Origin of the sequence: Tumebacillus flagellatus (genome assembly GCF_000714935.1) — a bacterium.
GTDB classification, from domain to species: Bacteria; Bacillota; Bacilli; order Tumebacillales; family Tumebacillaceae; genus Tumebacillus; species Tumebacillus flagellatus.
In genome coordinates, this window is sequence record NZ_JMIR01000001.1 from 48,289 (window position 1) to 67,509 (window position 19,221).

The window sequence follows — 19,221 nt, forward strand, 5'->3', positions numbered from 1 at the left end:
ATCCTGTATAATAAAACCATCGAACGTTGGAGGTGAGCCTCACTTGTATCATCCCAAAACGTACGCAACCCAGACGATCCCGACGCCCGCAGGCGACTTGGTGATCGAAGGTCCCGTTCCCTCGGACCGTTTGGCTGCCTTGACGTTTCATGAAGGACTGAAAGCGTTCCGCCCCGCCCCGCGCCAGCAAGAAGCGCTGGTCGAGATCGCCGCGCTCCCCGAAGGCCGGATCGTGATCGCCCGAAGCGGAGACCTCGTCGTCGGCTATGTCACCTATCTCTACCCCGATCCGATGGAGCGCTGGTCCGAAGCGAAACTGCCGAACTTGCTGGAGCTCGGCGCGATTGAAGTCGCCGCTCCCTACCGAGGCGGCGGCGTCGCGAAACACTTGCTGCACGTCTCCTTCCTCGACGACTACATGAACGACTACATCGTGCTGTCCACGGAATATTATTGGCATTGGGATCTGGAAAACACCCAAATCTCCGTCTGGGACTACAAGGAAGTCATGAAAAAAATCATGGGTTCCGTCGGGATGGAAGTCTACGCCACCGACGACCCGGAAATCTGCTCGCACCCCGCCAACATGCTGATGGCGCGCATCGGTTCCCGCGTCGACATCGACTCGGTTGAACGCTTTCACAAGATCCGCTTCACCACCCGCCACATGCTGTAAGAGAAGAGCTGTAAGCGAAGAAGGGAGGCAAACCCCCATGTTAGTTGAATCGATCATGACCTCCGACGTGCTCTCCGTCTCCCCGGAAGCGAGCGTGCAAGAAGCGTTGGAGATCACCAAAAAACACCGCATCCGCCACCTGCCCGTCCTCGTCGACGGCAAGCTGGTCGGCTTGATCTCCGACCGCGACTTGCGCGACGCGGTGCACCAAGAGCATTCCACCGTCGAACAACGGATGGTGCGCGACGTGATCACGTGCCACCCGCTCGATTTCGTCGAGGACGCCGCCTCCACCATTTACAAAAACCGCATCGGCTGCCTGCCTGTCGTCTCCAAAGGCCGCGTCGTCGGCATCGTCTCCGAGCGCGACATCTTGAACACGCTCGTCGAGATGATGGGCGTCAACTGCCCGACGTCGCGCATCGAAGTGGAAGTGCCGGACAAACCGGGAATGCTCGCCGACATCGCCGACCTGCTTCGCGCCCGCCGTTTGAACACGTCCACCGTCCTGGTGTTTCCAAGTACAACCGAGGGCTTTAAGACGCTGGTCTTCCGCGTCGCCACCATGGACCCGCGCCGCTTCATTCAAGACATCCAGAACGCCGGGTACCGCGTCGTGCAACACCCGTCCGCCCTCGACGACGGCGAGGTGTGACGCAGATGTCCCAAGGCACAGGAAACCCGTCCGGGAAAAGCGCGTTCGTCTTCTCCGAAGACTACACGCGGTACAAGTTTGCCGAAGACCATCCCTTCAACCCGCAACGCCTCGTGATGACCGTCGATCTGATCCGGGAACTCGGGCTCTTGGACGCAGACCATCTGATCCAGCCGGAACCGGCGACCGACGAAGAGTTGTTGCGCGTGCACGACGCGCGCTACCTCGAAGCCGTGAAGCGAGCGTCTCTGCCTGACGCCGATCCCGATCATTTCGCCGCGTGGGGCTTGGGCACCGAAGACACGCCGATTTTTCCCGGCATGCACGAAGCGTCCCGCTTGATCTGCGGCGGTACGAAGCTGGCGGCGGAACTCGTCATGTCCGGACAGGTTCAACACGCTCTGAACATGGCGGGCGGTCTGCATCACGCGCATCGGGCGCAAGCGTCCGGCTTCTGCGTGTACAACGACATCGCCGTGGCCATCGCGCATGTGCGGGAGAAATACAACGCCCGCGTCGTCTACATCGACACCGACGCGCATCACGGAGACGGCGTGCAGTGGCTTTTTTATGAAGATCCGAACGTCTTGACGATTTCGTTTCATGAGACCGGCAAGTACCTCTACCCCGGCACCGGGGAAATCACGGAGCGCGGCGAAGGGCGAGGATACGGATACTCGCTGAACGTTCCGCTCGAAGCGTTCACCGAAGACGACTCGTGGATGCACGCGGTGCGCGATGTGCTCGTGCCCGTGCTGAACTCGTTTCAACCCGATTTGATCCTGCACCAAAACGGCTGCGACGCGCACCGTTTCGACCCGCTGACACACTTGGCGGCCACGACCCGCATCTACCGCGAGATGCCGAAACTCACGCACCAATTGGCGCATGAACACTGCCAAGGCCGTTGGGTGGGCGTAGGCGGCGGCGGATACGACATCTGGCGCGTCGTGCCGCGCGCGTGGACGATGCTCTGGGCGGAGATGATCGACCGCGACCTGCCGGAGGAAGTCCCCTCCGACTGGTTGGCGCGCTGGCAAACCCGTTCGCCGTTTCCGCTTCCGCCAACGTTCCTCGACCCGGCCGATCTGTTCGCGCCGATCCCCCGCCGCGCCGAAATTACTGAGAAAAACGAAATCACCGTCCGCCGCGCATTAAATGGCACCCCCTTTCTTTTTTGAGTCGGAGTGTAGTGAAGTGAAGGAATTGTAACGCTTCCGGCGAAATACATTCTTCAGAACTGAATCGGACTCCTGAGGGGGAGCACAACACCGTGTACTTGTCCTTGATTACATTCGCAATTCTCGCCTATTTCGCCCATCAACAGTATTTCGTGATCCCCGTCGGCAACCAGAGCCGATTTCGTGAGGACGGGCACGTGTTGCTGTTCGCGGCTTCCATGTGGGTCGGCGACATCTCGTTGCTCGCTTGGACGACCGCTTGCTACATCGCCGTCTATTCCTACCAACGGTTTCGCATCAGGTGGCCGTACCGCCCGATGAACTTGGTGCTGATCGTCTCGCAAGCGGCGGCCGTCGCGCTGGTGTTTCACGCCTTGGAAGACAGGCTTGCAACCGAGAAATCGATGGGCATGTTCCTCTTGATGTTCAGCGCGGTTTTATTGACGCAGTTGGTCACCGTGTTGGTCTCAAGCCTCCTGTTCCAGATTTCGCTGCGCACGGGAGGATGGAAGCGCACGCTGCTGAAATTCACGCTGATGGACTCCATCTACCTGACGCTCTATGCCATCGCCTCTTCCTACATTAAGATGGTGCAAGACGACCGCTGGATGCAGCTCGTCTCCGAAACGGTGATCGTCGCGTCGATCGTAGGCCTCTACTACTGGCGCACCGTCGGCATCCGGCAAGACCGCAGAGTTTCCGAGCAAGTGGAGAAGCTGCAGGAACTCAACGCCCGGATGACCGTCGCCAACCAGCAGGTGTTGCTCGCGTTCGCTTCATCGCTGGAGAAGCGCGACCCCTACACCGCCGGACACAGCGAACGGGTCGCGCAGTACGCCGTGGAAATCGCCGGAGAACTCGGACTCTCCGACGACGACCTCAAAGTCATCCACCTCGGCGGGCTGCTCCACGACATCGGCAAGATCGGCATCCCCGACTATGTCTTGAACAAGCCGGATCGTCTGACGTCAGAAGAATATGACATCATGAAGCAACACCCGGTGATCGGCGAAGAACTGCTGCGCCGCGTCTACACCACGTCGGAACTGCTCGACGAGTCCCGTCGCGAACGGATGTTGGAGATCGTGCTGTTCCACCACGAACGTCCGGACGGCAAAGGCTACCCGCACGGCTTGACCGAGGAACAAATTCCGCTCTACGCCAAGATCACCGCCGTGGCGGACGCGTATGACGCGATGACGTCCAACCGCGCCTACCGCAACGCGATGTCGTCCGAACAGGCGTCGCGCATCTTGCTCTCCGGGCGGGGCACGCAGTTTTGGCCGCCGGCGGTCGACGCGTTCCTCGCCGCGCTGGAACGCCGCGCCCGCACCGCAGAATCGGACGACCTGCGCGAAGTTTCCGCCGCGCTGGATCAGTAAGAGAACGAATCAGAGAATCTATAAGGAAGCACCTGCACGCCCCACGGCGCAGCAGGTGCTTTTTTTGCGTTACGGGTTGCGACCGCCCATCGCTTCGTCGACGCCCGACATCAGCGCTTCCAGCGTGTTCGGGCCGACGATGCCGTCGACGACCAAGTCATGATCCGCTTGAAACGCGCGCACCGCCGCCGCTGTGACCGGCCCGTATAAACCGTCGAGGTCGCCTTTGTAAGAGCCGAGCGTCTGCAAGATGCGCTGCATGTCGATCACGTCGTTTCCATACGAAACGCCGAGGCGCAAGATGCGCGTCATGGAAACTTTGCCCGTGATCTTCACCATCGTGCCCAGCGGAATCAACTCGTACAGTTCTTCGGCGTCTTTGTTCTGCAGGCGGATGCATCCGTGCGAGACCGCTTTGCCGATCGAGTAGGGATTGTCGGTGCCGTGGATGCCGTAGCCGCCGAACGGGATGTTCAGCCGCAGCCAGCGCGTGCCGAACGGACCGCCGGGATTGATCGTTTTTTGCGTGATCTTCCAGTCGCCAAGCGGCGTCGGCGTGAGCGAGGTGCCGACGCCGACGGAGAACGTCTTGACCAGATGTGCCGATTTGTATACGTAGAGGACGCAGCGATCTGTGTCCACATGCAAACGATACTCGCCGGTGGCGGGGACCTGCACGCTCAACGCTTCCGCCGCGCCAAGCGCCGTCCATGTCTCCGGGCCGACCACCCCGTCTTGTTGCAACCCCAGCGCTTCTTGAAACGTGCGCACGGCCGTCGCCATCCCCGGTCCGAACACGCCGTCCGGCGGGTCTGTCGTGTAGCCGAGTTCCAGCATCCGCTCTTGCAACGACGCCACGTCCGGGCCGCGCAGATAGGGGCTGACCAGCCGCAAAAAACGCGACGCGTAGATCATCGTCCTTCCTCCTCACGAGACGATTTGTGCACCATCCCTACAACACTATGTCCTGAATACCTTCTACATGCGCAGGGAACATCTAAAAACAGCACCAGTTCTCGGCAGACTTGCATGTGAAAGGAGATTCCGCCATGGCACAAAGCACCGTCCAAGGCGTACCGGCCCGGATTCCCAAAGGGTCGGCGACGGTCAAGATTTTTTTCTACACCTCCATCTTCTACCTGTTGGCCTCCATGGTACTCGGACTGGTCGTCGCACTGAAATCGGTCAACCCTGAGTTCCTCACCTCCAATCGGTTTTTGCAAGAGTATTTCACGTACGGACGCTTGCGCCCCACCCACACCAACACGGCGTTGATCGGATGGTTGACGTCCGTCTACTTCGGCGTGATGTACTACGGTGTCCCAGCCTTGTGCAAGAGACAGCTGTGGAGCGAGAAGATTGGCATGTTCACCGCTGTGCTTTGGAACATCAACTACATCGCGGGCGCCATCTCGATCCTCGCCGGATATCAAACAGGGGTAGAATACGCAGAGTTGCCGCTGCTTTTCGACATCGTGGTTGTCATCTGCGTGGGGCTGACATTTTGGAACTTGATTCAAACGACTCGCCACCGCCAAGAAAAAATCCTCTATGTCTCCATGTGGTATTGGCTCGGTTCCATCTTGAACTTGGCAATCGTCTACATCATCGGCAATCTCCCTGTTGCCTGGATCGGCTCAGGCTCGATTCAAATGGGGTATTACTATTTCTACCTGCACAATATTATCGGCCTGTGGTTCACCGTCGTCGGAGTCGGCACGATCTATTACTTGTTGCCCAAGCTCGTGCAACGCCCGATCTACTCGCATAAACTTTCGCTGATCGGCTTCTGGATGATCGTCGCGTTCTACTCTTGGAACGGCCCGCACCACTTGGTCAACGGCCCGATTCCGGTCTGGTTGATGAAGGCGGGCATCATCCCGTCGATTCTGCTCTTGATTCCCGTCTGGTCGGTGCTCGCCAACATCATCGGCACGATGAAAGGCGTGTGGTACAAAGTGTCGCAAAACCTCGCGCTGAAATTCCTGATCACGGGCGCCCTGTTTTACGGCCTTGCCTGCATCCAAGGCCCGTTTCAATCGCTGATGGGGCCGCACGCGATCTTGCACTTCACGTACTGGACGGTCGGACACGCGCACATGCCGCTGTTCGGCGGGTTTTCGTTCGTGGCGTTCTCGGCAGTCTACTACATGCTGCCGCGCCTCACCTACCGCCACATCTATTCGCGGGCGCTGATGAATTGGCACTACTGGCTGTCGGTGATCGGCTTTTTGATTTTTGCGTTTGCGATGTGGACGGCGGGCATCATCCAAGGTTTTGAATGGATGGACGGCAAACAGCTCGGTTCGGCGTTCCTGCAAATGCTGGAGTCTCTGCACATCTTCTTGATCTCGCGCGCCGTCGGCGGATCCCTGATGTTCCTCGGCCAAATCGCGTTTGCGTGGAACGTCTGGCGTTCGGTGAAAGCGGGACAACTCGTGACGGCCGATGACCCGATTCTCGTCTCCCGTTAATTCAGAACTGAGAGAAAAAGGGGTGAAGCAACATGGCGAACGAAGCAGAGAAAAACCCGGGAATCCTGTTGTTGGGCGCCGGACTTTTGGTGTTGCTCGGGGTGATGGGCACCGTGTGGCTCCCTTACTTTGACGACTCGGTGGTGACGCCGACCGACACCGCGAAGATCCGCAACTACCCGACCGACTCGGCGGAAGCGCGCGGCAAGCACGTCTACATCCGGGAAGGCTGCATCTGGTGCCACTCCCAACAGGTGCGTCCGGTCAAAGCCGACTCCAAACTCGGCCCCGTCACGGTGCCGGGCGACTACTACTACGACAAGCCGCTGACCACGATGACGCAGCGGACAGGCCCGGACTTGATGTGGGTCGGCACGCGCTACAGCGCAGATTGGCAGCACCAACACTTGCTCAACCCGCAAAAAATCGCAGGACCGGCGTCGATTATGCCCAAGTACGACTACCTCTCGGAGCAAGACCGCAACGACCTCGTCGCGTACCTGCTCTCGCTGAAACCGGCGCCCCAGAAGAAATAGGAGGTTCTCTTCATGAACACAGCCTCATGGATGCTCATCATCGTTTGCTTGTGCATGACCGGCGCCTGCGCGCTGATCGTCTGGTGGTCGTGGAAAAACGGGCAGTTTGACGACCCCGAAGGCATCAAATACCGCATGCTCGATGACGAATAAGAAGCAGCGGTAGAAAGGAGGAGCCACGCATGGCGAACCCACGCGATCCCAAAACTCCCGCCCCGACCGACACGGCGCAGACGTTTCAAACGAGCGAGGAAGTCGAACCGCACCAAGACGACGGGCATTACACGGTCGTTTCCGACATCAAGGTCGCCCACGGCAAAGTCCCGAAATTTCTCAAGTTCGTCTATGCAGCGTTGGCCGTTTGGGGCTTGTACTACGCGCTGGCCGCCAAGCCGATCAACGACCGGACGGAAGCGTCGCCCAGCGCCGTCCCGACCGCGGAGGCGGGAGCGGAAGTGTTCTCCACCTCGTGTGCAGGTTGCCACAATCCGACCGCCGAACGCAAAATCGGTCCGGGTTTGCTCGGCGTCCAGCAACGTCTGGGGGACAAGGAACTCGACAACGTCCTGCACAACGGCCGTCCCGACAAAGGCATGCCTGCTCCGCCCAGCCTCAACTTGACGGAAAACCAAATCCAATCCCTGAAACTCTACCTGACTTCCTTGAAAAAATAGCAGGCCGAAAAAACAGCAAGAGGTGATCTCCCATGTCTGCTCAATCCCGGCATGTGTTCGGCGTGTTTGAAACCACGGAAGCCGCCCGCGCACTGATCGGCACGCTGAGTCCCTATGTACAGCAAGACCGCATCTCCGTGGTCACGAAACCGGATCAACTGCCCGAGTACGCCGCGAAGCAATACGAAACGGACAACATCGTCGACGGAACGCTGATCGGAGCGGCGATCGGCGGCGTGCTCGGCATCGGCGCGGCGATGACGACCGCACTCTACCCGACTGCCGGCAACTTGCTGATCACCTTGGGTCCGCTGGCAGGCGCGGCGTACGGCACGTGGAGCGGCGGTGCGATCGGAGCCCTGATCGACCTCGGCATCTCCCCGCCGAACGCCAAGTATTTCCACGATGCCGTCGAATCGGGCAAACTGCTGCTCTGCGCCGAAGTGTGCGGCGACAACCAACGCGTGGTGGAGCAACTGTTTCGCGATTACGGCGCGGACGCGGTGCTCACACGGTAACCGGACGGCGCTTTCTTATGAAAAAAACCCCTTGGCGCAAGGGGTTTTTTATCTGATTACGGGAGGAATTCACATCCTGAGCGCGGAACTAGTTTGATATACGAATTAAATTGAATGACGTATAGAGGAGTCATTGCTTATGAAATTTGAAAGCGTCTTTACAATGTGGCGCCTCATGGTTTTGTTGAGCGGACTGGTGACAGGACTTTATCAGATCCTCTTTCACGACTTCCCCTTCTTCTGGTATGCCGAAAGCATGTTTGTCGTCACGTTCGCGCTGATGCTGATCTTGCCAGAACGCTTTCCGCGGGCGGCCGTCTCGGTGCTGTTTTGGAGCCAAGTGTTGCTGACGTTGGGCGTTTTCGATCTCGTGCATGCAGATGCGATTTGCGCGGCGATGTTGTTTTTTGTACCGATTTATACGATGTTGTACGCAAACCGCACATCTATCATCTTGGGAGAATTGTTGATCTTGGCGGGCTACTTGGCGGTCACAAGGGACGAACCGCTGCGGCAACATTTGATTTTTTTGATCATCTTCACGTTGTTCTCCATTCTCTTGCATTTCGTCTCGCAGATTCTGGTGCGCAAAGCTTCGGAAGCGGCGAAGTTTCAAGAGCGCGTCGAAGTGTTTTCCCGCGCCATCGAAGCGCGCGACGCGTACACCCAAGGCCATTCCCGCCGCGTGGCGCGCTATGCGGTGGCGATCGGCAAACACATGCCGGGCATCGACATCGACTTGCTGCGCGTGGCGGGCGAACTGCACGACATCGGCAAAATTTCCACGCCCGACGCCGTCTTGCACAAGCCCGGCCGCTTGACGGACGAAGAGTACGATGTGATCAAGCGCCACCCGGTCGACGGCGCGAATCTGTTGCGCCGGTTTGAGGTGGACGGGCCGATTCTCGACGGCGTGCTCTACCACCATGAGCGCATGAACGGAACCGGATATCCGGAAGGGCGCTTTGGCGAGAACATCCCGATGGTGGCGCGCATCCTCGCCGTCGCTGACACGTTCGACGCGATGACGACCACCCGCTCCTACCGCAAAGCGTTCCCGCCGCAGACCGCCTATGACGAAATTCTCACGCTTTCGGGCGTCTACTATGACCCGCAGGTCGTGGAATGCTTTGTCAGAGGATATGAAGACATCTTGGCGATCTTGCAGCAGGAAGAAGACGAGCGTCCGGTGCTGGAATCCGTGATGTGACGGTTGTATACTGGTAGAAAACGTACTGATCGCATACGTGCTGGTACGAAAACCGGAGAGGACGACCCCACCTTATGACCTACTCGCGACTGCAATGGTTCTCTGTGCTGTTTCCCACGCTGTTGGTCGGCGGCATGGAATACATACGCCATGCCTACTTGCTGCCGTACTTGTCGATGGCAGAAGGCAATTTGCTGATTACCTGCTTGGTATTGGTGCTTTCGTTTTTCTATGCGACATGGGTGTTTCGCACGATGCGGCGAATCAACGCGCGGCTCGCGGAGGAGGAAGCACGGCGCGCTGTCTATGAAGAGCGTGAGCGGATGGCCCGTGAACTGCATGACGGGATCGCGCAAACGCTTTTTTTCTTGAACGTGAAACTGCGGCAAGGCCGGGTCGAGGAAGCCAGAAGCGCCGTCGCCGCCATCGACAACCACGTGCGGCAGGCGATCTTCAACTTGCGCGACCTGCCGGAAGAGGGCGACACCCTGACATGCCGGTTGGAAAAGTGGCTCGGTCAATGGAGCACGTTGACCGGTATCGACGTGCAGCATGACTTTCAGGCGCCGCCGGAGGGTTTTTTTGAAGCGGCGGCGGAGGTGCAGATCTTTGGCATCGTGCAAGAGGCGTTTCACAACATCCGCAAGCACGCGGGGGCAACGCAGGCGTTCTGTTCGTTTCGCTGGCAGCCCGACGGCGAGTGGCGGCTGCGCATCGCCGACAACGGCTCCGGGATCGACGAAGAGAGCGTGCGCCGACTCGACCCGCAGAAGTACGGCTTGCGGATGATGACCGAGCGCGCGAAAAAACTGCACGCGGACTTCACGATTCGAAACGCCGTCGACGGCGGAACAGAACTGATTCTTCAGGCAGGCAAGAAAGGAGTGCGGACATGAATCGATACAGAGTGTTAATCGCCGACGACCATCCGCTCGCCCGAGAAGCGATCCGCTCGCTCTTGGAGGGCGACGAGGCGTTTGAGATCGTGGCGGAAGCGGAGAACGGACGGGAAGCGATTCAATTGTGCGACGAAGTACGGCCCGACCTCGTGCTGATGGACATCAACATGCCACAGCTCAACGGGTTGGAGGCGACCCGGCAGATCAAGAAGTCGCACCCGGAGGTCAAACTGGTGATCCTCAGCGTCTCCGATCATGTCGCCGACCTGTTCACGGCGATTCAGTTCGGCGCACAGGGGTATCTGCTGAAAAACTTGGAGCCGGATGACTGGCTCACATACCTGCATGCGCTGCTCGACGAAGACGCCGATATTCCCCGCGAGATGGCGGGGCGGATACTCACCCGCTTCCACAACGGCAGCGACGTCTCCGGCGATATCTCACCCGACGTGTTGACCCCGCGCGAACGGGAGCTCCTCGCGCACGTCGCCGTCGGCGCGACCAACAAGCAGATCGCCGAGAAGCTGGTCATCGCCGAAAACACCGTCAAAAACCACATCAAGAACGTTCTCGTCAAACTCTGTTTACAAAACCGCGTCCAGCTTGCCGCCTATGCGGTGCGGCACGGAATGCAAGCGGAATCGTGAGTTCCTTCTAACTAGGAAACCGGACATCTACCCCATCGCGGGCAGATGTCTTTTTTTGTACATAAATTTGTCCATACTGGTGAAAAGATAGCCCGCCTGAGCCATACAACGAATCGAGCCGTACAGGTATGATGATATCGTTTGATCGACCTCGGACCTCAAAGGAAGTGACCTATGAAAAAACTGCATGTTGCGGCCCTAGCCTTTTTGTTGCTCGTCTTGTCCGCTTGTTGGACAAGCCCGGTGTTCGCCCATGCGAACCTCCTCAAAACCTATCCGTTCAACGGAGGCTACATCGCGACAACTCCCGAGCGCCTCACCCTGGAGTTCAGTGAACCGTTGGAGCCGGATTTGATCGGGATGAAGCTCTATGACTGGAACGGGCGGCAACTCGACCTCGGGAAACCGAGCGTCACGCCGGGCAAGCCGCAAGAGATGCAAGCGACCGTTCCCTCCTCTCTACAAGAAGGGACGTACACCGTGGCGTGGAGCGTGATTTCGGAGGACGGGCATCCGGTCAACGGGTCGTACTCGTTCTCCGTGGGCCAGTCGTCGGAAAGCATCGTCGCGCCCTCGAAAGCATCGGAGCTGTTCCAACACGGAACCGAGATCGCCCTGATCGTGCTGCGTTATGCGGCGGAAGGAATTCTGCTGCTGGCGGCGGGGCTGTACGGTCTCGCGTTTGCCGCCCGCCGCTTCCATCTGCCTACCGTCGACTCTCTGCTGGAGAAAAAAACACGCGTCACCCTCTGGGCTCTGCTCTTGGCGCTCACTGTCGCGGAATGGTTCGTCTACTCGGCCGGACTGCCCGGCGGCGGGATGAACGGGGCGCTGTTCTCCGGGCATTGGAACGTGATGCTGGAGAGCCCGTTTGCCATGATGTTGTTGATTCAGGCGGTGCTGTTACTTCTGCTCGCGGTGCCCGGCATGCAGGAAATCTGGGTTCCGCTGCTGGCGTCGTTGCTTGTCGCCAACTTCGCGTTCGGAGGACATGCCCGGGGCATCGAACCGGAATGGTTGGCGATCGCGCTTCGGATCTTGCATCTGCTCGTCATCGCGCTGTGGCTGGGCGGGTTGAGCTACCTCGCATTGACGTTGCGCCATGAACAACGAACGGAAGAGCAACTCGACCGGACGCGGTTTCGTCCGTTTTTTGTCCGCACGATGGCGGTGGCGGCGACGCTTACGGCGTTGACCGGCATCGCGATGACCGAAGTGCAGACCGACTGGCTGTCCGTCCTGCTGTTTCAAGGCGGGATGTGGGGCAACCTGCTGTGGCTGAAAGTGTCGTTTCTCGTCCTGATGCTCGTGCTGGCGACGTTTCAAACCCTGCGCTGGCGGGACAAAACCAAACTGAACTACGACCTGTTGCGCACGGAATGGCTGGTCGGCATCTTAATCGTTCAAGTGGCGATCTTCATGAGCCAGATGCCCTACCCGGCACCCGTGCACTCGTACAGCCACACGTTGCAAGCCCAGCAGTCGCAAGCGGACGTGCGAATTCCGAAGTTGGTGCTCGGCGAACAGACGATGACCGTCACCTTGCCGCAAGCGCCGCAGGAGCTGAAAGCGACGCTTACGATGCTGGATATGGAGATGGGCGAGCTCGATTTGAAACCGGTGAAGAAAGACGAGACGCACTATGACATCCCGATTCCGTTTACGATGAGCGGTCATTGGAAATTCACGTTGACCGCTGTGTATGGAGACGACAAACAAATCACCTGGAGCGACCAAGTGTTTATTCCACAAGGAGGACAATCTTCATGAAAAAACTCCCCGCAGCACTCTTGATCACCGCAGCACTGACATGGACGACCGCCGCTTCTGCGCACGTCAACGTGTATCCGAAGCAAACGACGACGGGCGCGTACGAGAAGTACACCGTCCGCGTTCCGGTGGAGAAGGACGTGAACACAACCAAAGTCCGCGTGGAGTTCCCGGCGGGCGTGAAAGTCTCGACGGTTGAAGCGAAAGCGGGCTGGGACTACGCGTACGAAACCAACCCGGACGGCACAAACAAAGCGATCACGTGGACGGCGACCGCCGGCGGGATCAAACCGGGCGAGTTTGCCGAGTTCAACTTGATCGGCGCCAACCCGAAGGAAGCCGGCAGCGGCAAACTGACGTGGAAAGCGTACCAAACCTACGCGGACAACTCCGTCGTGGAGTGGACCGGCGAGGAAGGCTCCAAAACCCCGGCGTCCGTGACGACGATCGCGGCGGCCGGCGCAGCTTCTGCCGACCATCATGACGATCAAAAAACTCCGGCGACCGCCCCGGCTGCCGACAACAACCAAACCGGGACGAGCACGTCGAGCACGGGCACGAGCAACACCGTCCCGTATATCCTCTCCGGCGCCGCGCTCTTGCTCTCCCTGATCTCCCTGTTCCGCAAACGCGGCTAATGAAAAAAGCCCTCTCCGCTTCGTCTCCGAAGTTGAGAGGGCTTTTCGCGCTGCAAAGTGACGGCTTATTACGCTTTCACAGCGTCCTTCAGATACCCGCTCTCACGCAGTTGGTTGAGTAGGGTGCTGAATTGGTTCAAGTCGAGTTGCTGCTTCGCGTCGGAAAGCGCAACCGCCGGTTCGTTGTGCGTTTCGATGATCAAGCCGTCCGCGCCGACAGCCAAAGCGGCTTTGGCGATCGGGAACATGATGTCCTTGCGGCCCGTGGAGTGCGAAATGTCCACGACGACCGGCAGATGGGACTCTTGCTTGAGGATCGGCACCGCCGAGATGTCCAGCGTGTTGCGGGTCGCTTTCTCGTACGTGCGGATGCCGCGTTCGCAGAGGATGATCTGCGAGTTGCCGCGCGACGCGATGTACTCCGCCGCGTAGAGCAGCTCTTCAATGGTAGCGGAGAGACCGCGCTTGAGCAGAATCGGTTTCTTGACGGAACCCGCTTCCTTCAACAGTTCGAAGTTTTGCATGTTGCGTGCGCCGATCTGGATCACGTCGAGGTATTCGCAAGACATTTCCACGTCTTCCGGGCGTACGATCTCCGAAACGCAGGTCATGCCGTACTTCTTCGCCGTCTCGCTCAGGATCTTCAGACCCTCGACGCCGAGACCTTGGAAGTCGTACGGAGACGTGCGGGGCTTGTAAGCACCGCCGCGCAGCAGGAGAACGCCTTCTTGGCTCAAGTGCGACGCGACCGCGTTCATCTGATCGACCGTCTCGACCGAGCAGGGGCCGCCGATGATCGCCGGCGCGTTGCCGCCGCCGATCTTGAGGTTGCCCACTTGCACGACCGTGTCGGCCGCTTGGTTTTTGCGGGAGATGAGGAGCGATTTCTTCTCCTCTTCTTGCAGACCCAAGGAAGCTTGGAAGATCTGTTTGAACAGATGGCGAATCGTATCGTTCGGGAACGGCCCTTCGTTTGCGGCGACGAGCTTATCCAGCATTTCCTTCTCGCGGATCGGGTCGAAACGTTCCGTCCCTTTGCCCGACTTCAGTTGACCGATCTCTTGCACCAGTTCGGCCCGGCGGTTCAGTACCTCCAAGATGTCCTGGTTCACCGCATCCAATTGGCGGCGCAGCTCTTCAAATCTCTCTTTGCTCATGCTCATCTCTCCTCTCCTCAATAAAAACAGAAATCAACAAACAAAAAGCAATAGTTATCCTTCGATCTTACACCTTTTGCCGAAGTTGCGAAACCACCAATTCCAAAGCGGTGAGGAATCGCTGGTTCTCTTCCTTCGTGCCGATCGTCACGCGCAGATACCCCGGCGCGCCGAGCGCCGTGCCGCTGCGGGTGATGACCCCTTGCTCCAACAGGAGTTGGAACAGCTCTTTGTCGTTCAACTTGGTGTCAAACAGCAAAAAGTTCGCCTGCGTCGGGATGTACGAGAAGCCGAGAGCGGTCAATCCCGCCGTCACCTGCTCATACCCGGCTTGGTTCATCGCGCGGTTTTTTTCCACGTGCTCCGCGTCTCCAAGCGCCGCGACCGCCGCCACTTGCGCCAACGTGTTGACGTTGAACGGTTCGCGCACGCGGTTGATCTCGTGGACCACGTCCTCGCGGCACAACACGTAGCCGATGCGCAGCGCGGCCAACGCGTACATTTTGGAAAATGTCCGCATGACAAGCACATTGTACCCCTCGCGCAGGAAATCAATTCCGTTCGCGGCATCTTCTGCACAGACGTATTCGGCGTACGCTTCGTCGAGGATGACGAGAACGTGCGACGGTACTTTGTCGAGGAAGTTTCGCAACTCCGCTTTGCGCAAGTACGTGCCGGTCGGATTGTTCGGCGTGCAGAGGTAGAGCAGTTTCGTCCGCTCCGTCACAGCCGTTAGCATGGCGTCAAGGTCATATTCAAAACCGTCTGCAAGCGGTACCTGCACCAAAGTCCCGTCCATCACTTGAGTGCCGAACCAGTACTGCGAGAAGGAAGGAACCGGCACCACCACTTCGTCACCGGGGTTCAAGAACGTCTCGGAGACCATCTTGATGCACTCGTCCGACCCGTTGCCGACCAAAATCTGTCCCGTCGGGATGTGATACGTTGCCGCCAGAGCCGCTTTCAGATCCACTGCGCCGCCGTCCGGATAGCGGTGCAAACTCCAAAGCGCCGCCGCGATGGCCTCTTGCGCTTTCGGAGACGGACCTGCCGGGTTTTCGTTGGAAGCCAACTTGATCACGTCTTCCAAACCGTACTCGCGCTTTACATCGGAGATCGGTTTCCCGGGCGCATACGGAGTGATCGCCTGCAAGTTCTTGCGGACGTTGTTTAAAATTTCTTGGGACATAACGGACAACTCCTCCCGAACACCTGTTAGTCATGGTAGAATACAGATATATGCCTATCACTATCCTACTTTACAGCGGTAAAGAAAGGCAAGACCTTTTCTGCTGAAAACTTTTTGCGATTAAAAGGAATGGTAACACAATTTAAAATGATTGACAACAGGAGTAAAGGAAGTGTGACCTCTTTGCTGACCATACAAGACTTTCTGGAAGCCCGACACAATCTTCAACAAGTCATCCACTGCACGCCGCTCGATTATTCGAAGACGTTCAGCGCCCTGTCCCAAAACGAGATCTATCTGAAGCTTGAAAACCTGCAAAAAACAGGCTCGTTCAAAATTCGGGGAGCGTTCCACAAAATCGCGTCGCTCTCCGACGATGAGAAGAAGCGCGGCGTCATCGCGGCGTCGGCGGGCAACCACGCCCAAGGCGTAGCGATGGGTGCGGCGCACGCGGGCATCCCGTGCATCATCGTCATGCCGGAAGCGGCTCCGCTTACCAAAGTCGAAGCGACGACCGGCTACGGCGCGCAAGTGATCCTCTACGGCAAAAACTATGACGAGTCATACGCCAAAGCGCTGGAGATTCAAAAGGAACGCGGGATGACGTTCGTGCACGCGTTCAACGACCGGGAAGTCATGGCGGGTCAAGGCACGATCGCGCTGGAAATCCTCGAACAGCTGCCCGACTGCGACGTGATCGTCACGCCGATCGGCGGCGGCGGGCTCGCGGCCGGCGTCGCGATGGCGGCGAAATTGATGAAGCCGGAAATTCAGATCGTCGGCGTGGAAGCAAGCGGCGCCGCCTGCATGAAAGTGTCGATGGAGCAGAAGAAGATCATCACGCTCGACCAAGCGGTCACGATTGCCGACGGCATCTGCGTGCGGACGCCTGGCGACCTGACGTTCCAAGTGGCGTCCGATTACGTCGACCATCTCGTCACCGTCGAGGAAGAAGAGATCGCCCGCGCCATGCTGATGGCGCTTGAGCGCAACAAGATGGTGGTCGAAGGCGCGGGGGCAACCGGCCTCGCTGCCGTTCTCTACGACAAACTGCCCGTCAAGAACAAGAAAGTCTGCGTCCTGCTCTCCGGCGGGAACGTCGACGTCAACTTCCTCTCGCGCATCATCGAGCGCGGTCTGGTCGAATCCGGCCGCTACCTGCGCATCAACACCACCGTTCCGGATAAACCCGGCGTGTTGCAGGAGATCTTGAAGATCTTCGGCGACGAGCGGGCCAACATCATCGGCATCCAACACCATCGCATGGGCTCCCGCGTCATGCTCGGCGAAGCGGAAATCGAAGTGGACGTGGAGACGCGCGATCACGCGCATCAAGAGCGAATTCTGGAGCGCCTGCAAGCAGCGGGCTTCACTGTTGTCACCAGATAGGAGTTGGTTCTGTTGAGTCAGCCGCAAGACTTGATTTTCGCCCTCGACATCGGCACGCGCTCCGTCGTGGGGCTGGTGGCGGATCACCTGCAGGACGGAAAATTGCAAGTGGTCGCGACCGAAGTGCAAGAACACACCACGCGCGCGATGCTCGACGGGCAGATTCACGACGTCGTGGAAGTCGCCGAGATCATCCGCCGCGTCAAGGAACGCTTGGAAGAGAAAGTCGGCCCGCTGCGAAAAGTCGCCGTCGCCGCCGCGGGTCGTGCGCTGAAAACCGTCCGCACCCGCGTCGACCGGGAACTTGTCAACAACCAGCGCTTGACCAAGGAAGACGTGATGGCGCTGGAGCTGACCGCCGTCCAACAAGCGGAAAAACAACTCCAAGACGTCACGCCGGACGCCGCGCGCTACCATTGTGTCGGCTACACCGTGATTCATTACTTGCTCGACGACTCGCAAATCGGTTCGCTGGTCGACCAATGGGGTTTGCAAGCGTCTGTGGAGATCATCGCGACGTTCTTGCCGCGCGTCGTCATCGACTCGCTGCAGATCGCGCTGGAGCGCGCCGGTTTGGAGATGGCCGCTCTGACGCTGGAGCCGATCGCCGCCATCAACGCGCTGATTCCGCCGACGATGCGCAAATTGAATTTGGCGCTCGTCGACATCGGGGCGGGCACGTCCGACATCGCCCTGACGGCGGAGGGCACCGTCACCGCGTACGGGATGGTGCCCGTGGCGGGCGACGAGATCACCGAAGCTCTCTCGCAGAAATACCTGCTCGACTTCCCCGTCGCCGAAGAAGTCAAACGCAAACTGCTCACCCAAGAGATCGTCTCGTACACCGACGTGCTGGGGATCCCGTACGATCTCCCGGCGCGTGAACTCACCGAAGCGATTTTCGAGGAAGTCTCGCATCTTGCGCAGATGATCGCCCGCGAGATCAAAAACCTCAACCAACGCGGTCCGCAAGCGGTCATGCTGATCGGCGGCGGTTCGCAGACTCCGATGTTGCCGGCCCTGCTGGCCGCCGAACTGGGCTTGCCCAAGGAGCGGGTGGTTATCCGCGGCACCGACGCGATCCAGCAACTCGCGGCGCAACACGAAACGCTCCAAGGCCCGCAAGCGGTCACGCCGGTCGGCATCGCGCTGGCGGCGATCTTAACGCCGGTCTCGTCGGTTGCCGTGCGCGTCAACGGATTGCAGCACCGCCTGTTTGAGTTCCGCCAGATCACCGTCGGAGATTGCTTGCTGGCGGCCGACGTCGACATCCGCAAGCTGCACGGCCGTCCGGGTCTTGCGCTGAGCGTGGAAGTCAACGGCAAGATGAAAGTCTTGCGCGGCACGCACGGCACGCCGGCCGAACTGCTGCTCAACGGCCGTCCCGCCAAACTCGACGACATCGTCCAGCACGGCGACGAGTTGGAAGTCATCGGCGGCACGTCCGGCATCGACGCCGTCGGCACGGTGTCCGACGTGATCGACCCGACTCCCCCTCTCGTGGTCTATCGGGGATCGAAGCGTTTCTCCCTTCCTCCGTTGCTCACCCTGAACGGGCAACCGGCGGCTTTGGACACGCCGCTGGTCGATCGAGCGCGAATTTCGACCGCTTCCCCTAAAGTTATGCGCGATGTGCTCAATCTGCTCGACCTGCCGGAAGAATTAGGTCAAGCGCTGACCAACCCGCCGCAACTCACCGTGACGGTCGACGGGCATACGGTGCAACTGCCTTACGACAAATACCGCTTGGTGCTCAACGACGAACCGGCGACCCTCGACACGCCGATTGCGGAGAACGACGTGATCGACTATGACGAACTGCAGCCGCCGGTCTACCAAGTGCGCTTCTTCTACGACGAATCGCTGCACCCGATCCAGTCGGTCAACGTGATCTGCAACGGCGTCCCGTACACGATTGAAGGCCCGCGCCCGCCGATCTACCGCAACGGCGAGAAGTGCAGCCTCGACGACCTCGTGCTCGACGGCGACCACCTGCATTTCACCGCCGCGCCGAACAGCGGCCATGCGATGGACAGCGCTTGGCAACCGGTGTTAAGCGATCTGTTCCGCTACATCGCCATCGAGAAGCAGCGCCCGCCGCACTGCATCGAACTCGAACTCACGGTCAACGGTCTGCCGGCCGTCTTCACCACACCGCTATCCCCCGGCGCCGTTGTGACGATGGAGTGGAAATAGCGAAAACAACGAACAAAAACCCGACGCCCA

The 19,221-nt window shown here is 59.0% G+C and carries 19 protein-coding genes; 16 read left to right on the forward strand and 3 right to left on the reverse strand.

Going from position 1 to position 19,221, the window contains the following annotated elements:
• The first annotated feature begins 43 nt into the window (after window positions 1-43).
• The 4 genes from EL26_RS00230 to EL26_RS23195 all read left to right on the forward strand — a co-directional run bounded on the left by EL26_RS00230 (window position 44) and on the right by EL26_RS23195 (window position 3,894).
• The gene (locus EL26_RS00230; RefSeq protein WP_038083187.1) at window positions 44-676 is read left to right on the forward strand and encodes a GNAT family N-acetyltransferase; all 633 of its coding nucleotides are present in this window, start codon (window positions 44-46) and stop codon (window positions 674-676) included.
• 37 nt (window positions 677-713) lie between these two features.
• Window positions 714-1,331, forward strand: a complete 618-nt coding sequence (locus EL26_RS00235) for an acetoin utilization AcuB family protein (protein ID WP_038083188.1) — start codon at window positions 714-716, stop codon at window positions 1,329-1,331.
• A 5-nt stretch (window positions 1,332-1,336) separates the two neighbouring features.
• Window positions 1,337-2,512: an acetoin utilization protein AcuC gene (locus tag EL26_RS00240; RefSeq protein ID WP_038083190.1), complete on the forward strand. Its 1,176-nt coding sequence runs from the start codon at window positions 1,337-1,339 to the stop codon at window positions 2,510-2,512.
• Between the two features lie 92 nt (window positions 2,513-2,604).
• The gene (locus EL26_RS23195; protein WP_052035800.1) at window positions 2,605-3,894 is read left to right on the forward strand and encodes an HD-GYP domain-containing protein; all 1,290 of its coding nucleotides are present in this window, start codon (window positions 2,605-2,607) and stop codon (window positions 3,892-3,894) included.
• 69 nt (window positions 3,895-3,963) lie between these two features.
• Here EL26_RS23195 and EL26_RS00250 read toward each other — a convergent pair whose 3' ends face one another.
• On the reverse strand, window positions 3,964-4,809 hold the full coding sequence (locus EL26_RS00250; RefSeq protein ID WP_038083193.1) for a L,D-transpeptidase family protein: 846 nt from the start codon (window positions 4,807-4,809) through the stop codon (window positions 3,964-3,966).
• Window positions 4,810-4,943: 134 nt separating this feature from the next.
• Here EL26_RS00250 and EL26_RS00255 point away from each other — a divergent pair, with 134 nt between their 5' ends.
• From EL26_RS00255 to EL26_RS00295, 10 genes are all read left to right on the forward strand, one after another.
• A complete protein-coding gene (locus EL26_RS00255; RefSeq protein WP_038083195.1) occupies window positions 4,944-6,368 on the forward strand; it encodes a cbb3-type cytochrome c oxidase subunit I in 1,425 nt (474 codons plus the stop codon).
• Window positions 6,369-6,400: 32 nt separating this feature from the next.
• On the forward strand, window positions 6,401-6,904 hold the full coding sequence (locus tag EL26_RS00260; RefSeq protein ID WP_052035801.1) for a cbb3-type cytochrome c oxidase subunit II: 504 nt from the start codon (window positions 6,401-6,403) through the stop codon (window positions 6,902-6,904).
• 12 nt (window positions 6,905-6,916) lie between these two features.
• Window positions 6,917-7,057 carry a cbb3-type cytochrome oxidase assembly protein CcoS gene (gene ccoS / locus EL26_RS24280; RefSeq protein WP_081856869.1) on the forward strand — a complete coding sequence of 47 codons (141 nt, stop codon included), beginning with the start codon at window positions 6,917-6,919 and terminating at the stop codon, window positions 7,055-7,057.
• Between the two features lie 29 nt (window positions 7,058-7,086).
• Window positions 7,087-7,578, forward strand: coding sequence for a c-type cytochrome (locus tag EL26_RS00265; protein ID WP_038083196.1), 492 nt, complete (start codon window positions 7,087-7,089; stop codon window positions 7,576-7,578).
• Window positions 7,579-7,610: 32 nt separating this feature from the next.
• Window positions 7,611-8,096, forward strand: coding sequence for a DUF1269 domain-containing protein (locus tag EL26_RS23200; protein ID WP_052035802.1), 486 nt, complete (start codon window positions 7,611-7,613; stop codon window positions 8,094-8,096).
• 139 nt (window positions 8,097-8,235) lie between these two features.
• The gene (locus tag EL26_RS23205; protein WP_052035803.1) at window positions 8,236-9,306 is read left to right on the forward strand and encodes an HD-GYP domain-containing protein; all 1,071 of its coding nucleotides are present in this window, start codon (window positions 8,236-8,238) and stop codon (window positions 9,304-9,306) included.
• Between the two features lie 74 nt (window positions 9,307-9,380).
• Window positions 9,381-10,202, forward strand: a complete 822-nt coding sequence (locus tag EL26_RS00280) for a sensor histidine kinase (protein ID WP_038083198.1) — start codon at window positions 9,381-9,383, stop codon at window positions 10,200-10,202.
• Window positions 10,199-10,852, forward strand: a complete 654-nt coding sequence (locus EL26_RS00285; RefSeq protein WP_038083200.1) for a response regulator — start codon at window positions 10,199-10,201, stop codon at window positions 10,850-10,852. Before EL26_RS00280 ends, EL26_RS00285 begins: the two co-directional genes overlap by 4 nt.
• 174 nt (window positions 10,853-11,026) lie before the next feature.
• Window positions 11,027-12,622, forward strand: a complete 1,596-nt coding sequence (locus tag EL26_RS00290; RefSeq protein ID WP_052035804.1) for a copper resistance CopC/CopD family protein — start codon at window positions 11,027-11,029, stop codon at window positions 12,620-12,622.
• The gene (locus tag EL26_RS00295; protein ID WP_038083202.1) at window positions 12,619-13,260 is read left to right on the forward strand and encodes a YcnI family protein; all 642 of its coding nucleotides are present in this window, start codon (window positions 12,619-12,621) and stop codon (window positions 13,258-13,260) included. The genes EL26_RS00290 and EL26_RS00295 overlap by 4 nt, the downstream gene beginning before the upstream one ends.
• 68 nt (window positions 13,261-13,328) lie before the next feature.
• Here the strand turns inward: EL26_RS00295 and EL26_RS00300 are convergent, their stop codons facing one another.
• Window positions 13,329-14,417, reverse strand: coding sequence for a bifunctional 3-deoxy-7-phosphoheptulonate synthase/chorismate mutase (locus tag EL26_RS00300; RefSeq protein WP_038083204.1), 1,089 nt, complete (start codon window positions 14,415-14,417; stop codon window positions 13,329-13,331).
• Window positions 14,418-14,484: 67 nt separating this feature from the next.
• Window positions 14,485-15,606, reverse strand: a complete 1,122-nt coding sequence (hisC, locus tag EL26_RS00305; protein ID WP_038083207.1) for a histidinol-phosphate transaminase — start codon at window positions 15,604-15,606, stop codon at window positions 14,485-14,487.
• A gap of 183 nt (window positions 15,607-15,789) precedes the next feature.
• On the opposite strand from hisC, the gene ilvA reads away from it, so the two are divergent.
• Window positions 15,790-16,995 (forward strand): threonine ammonia-lyase, encoded by a 1,206-nt coding sequence (gene ilvA / locus EL26_RS00310; protein WP_052035857.1) that lies wholly within the window; start codon window positions 15,790-15,792, stop codon window positions 16,993-16,995.
• 12 nt (window positions 16,996-17,007) lie between these two features.
• The gene (locus tag EL26_RS00315; RefSeq protein ID WP_081856870.1) at window positions 17,008-19,191 is read left to right on the forward strand and encodes a cell division protein FtsA; all 2,184 of its coding nucleotides are present in this window, start codon (window positions 17,008-17,010) and stop codon (window positions 19,189-19,191) included.
• The last annotated feature ends 30 nt before the right edge of the window (window positions 19,192-19,221 follow it).

Excerpts from the sequence above, each read along its gene's own strand:
- EL26_RS00235 (WP_038083188.1), top strand. The coding sequence starts at position 714 with ATGTTAGTTGAATCGATCATGACCTCCGACGTGCTCTCCGTCTCCCCG.
- EL26_RS00240 (WP_038083190.1), top strand. The coding sequence starts at position 1,337 with ATGTCCCAAGGCACAGGAAACCCGTCCGGGAAAAGCGCGTTCGTCTTC.
- EL26_RS00250 (WP_038083193.1), bottom strand. The coding sequence starts at position 4,809 with ATGATCTACGCGTCGCGTTTTTTGCGGCTGGTCAGCCCCTATCTGCGC.
- EL26_RS00255 (WP_038083195.1), top strand. The coding sequence starts at position 4,944 with ATGGCACAAAGCACCGTCCAAGGCGTACCGGCCCGGATTCCCAAAGGG.
- EL26_RS00260 (WP_052035801.1), top strand. The coding sequence starts at position 6,401 with ATGGCGAACGAAGCAGAGAAAAACCCGGGAATCCTGTTGTTGGGCGCC.
- ccoS (WP_081856869.1), top strand. The coding sequence starts at position 6,917 with ATGAACACAGCCTCATGGATGCTCATCATCGTTTGCTTGTGCATGACC.
- EL26_RS00265 (WP_038083196.1), top strand. The coding sequence starts at position 7,087 with ATGGCGAACCCACGCGATCCCAAAACTCCCGCCCCGACCGACACGGCG.
- EL26_RS23200 (WP_052035802.1), top strand. The coding sequence starts at position 7,611 with ATGTCTGCTCAATCCCGGCATGTGTTCGGCGTGTTTGAAACCACGGAA.
- EL26_RS23205 (WP_052035803.1), top strand. The coding sequence starts at position 8,236 with ATGAAATTTGAAAGCGTCTTTACAATGTGGCGCCTCATGGTTTTGTTG.
- EL26_RS00280 (WP_038083198.1), top strand. The coding sequence starts at position 9,381 with ATGACCTACTCGCGACTGCAATGGTTCTCTGTGCTGTTTCCCACGCTG.
- EL26_RS00285 (WP_038083200.1), top strand. The coding sequence starts at position 10,199 with ATGAATCGATACAGAGTGTTAATCGCCGACGACCATCCGCTCGCCCGA.
- EL26_RS00290 (WP_052035804.1), top strand. The coding sequence starts at position 11,027 with ATGAAAAAACTGCATGTTGCGGCCCTAGCCTTTTTGTTGCTCGTCTTG.
- EL26_RS00295 (WP_038083202.1), top strand. The coding sequence starts at position 12,619 with ATGAAAAAACTCCCCGCAGCACTCTTGATCACCGCAGCACTGACATGG.
- EL26_RS00300 (WP_038083204.1), bottom strand. The coding sequence starts at position 14,417 with ATGAGCAAAGAGAGATTTGAAGAGCTGCGCCGCCAATTGGATGCGGTG.
- hisC (WP_038083207.1), bottom strand. The coding sequence starts at position 15,606 with ATGTCCCAAGAAATTTTAAACAACGTCCGCAAGAACTTGCAGGCGATC.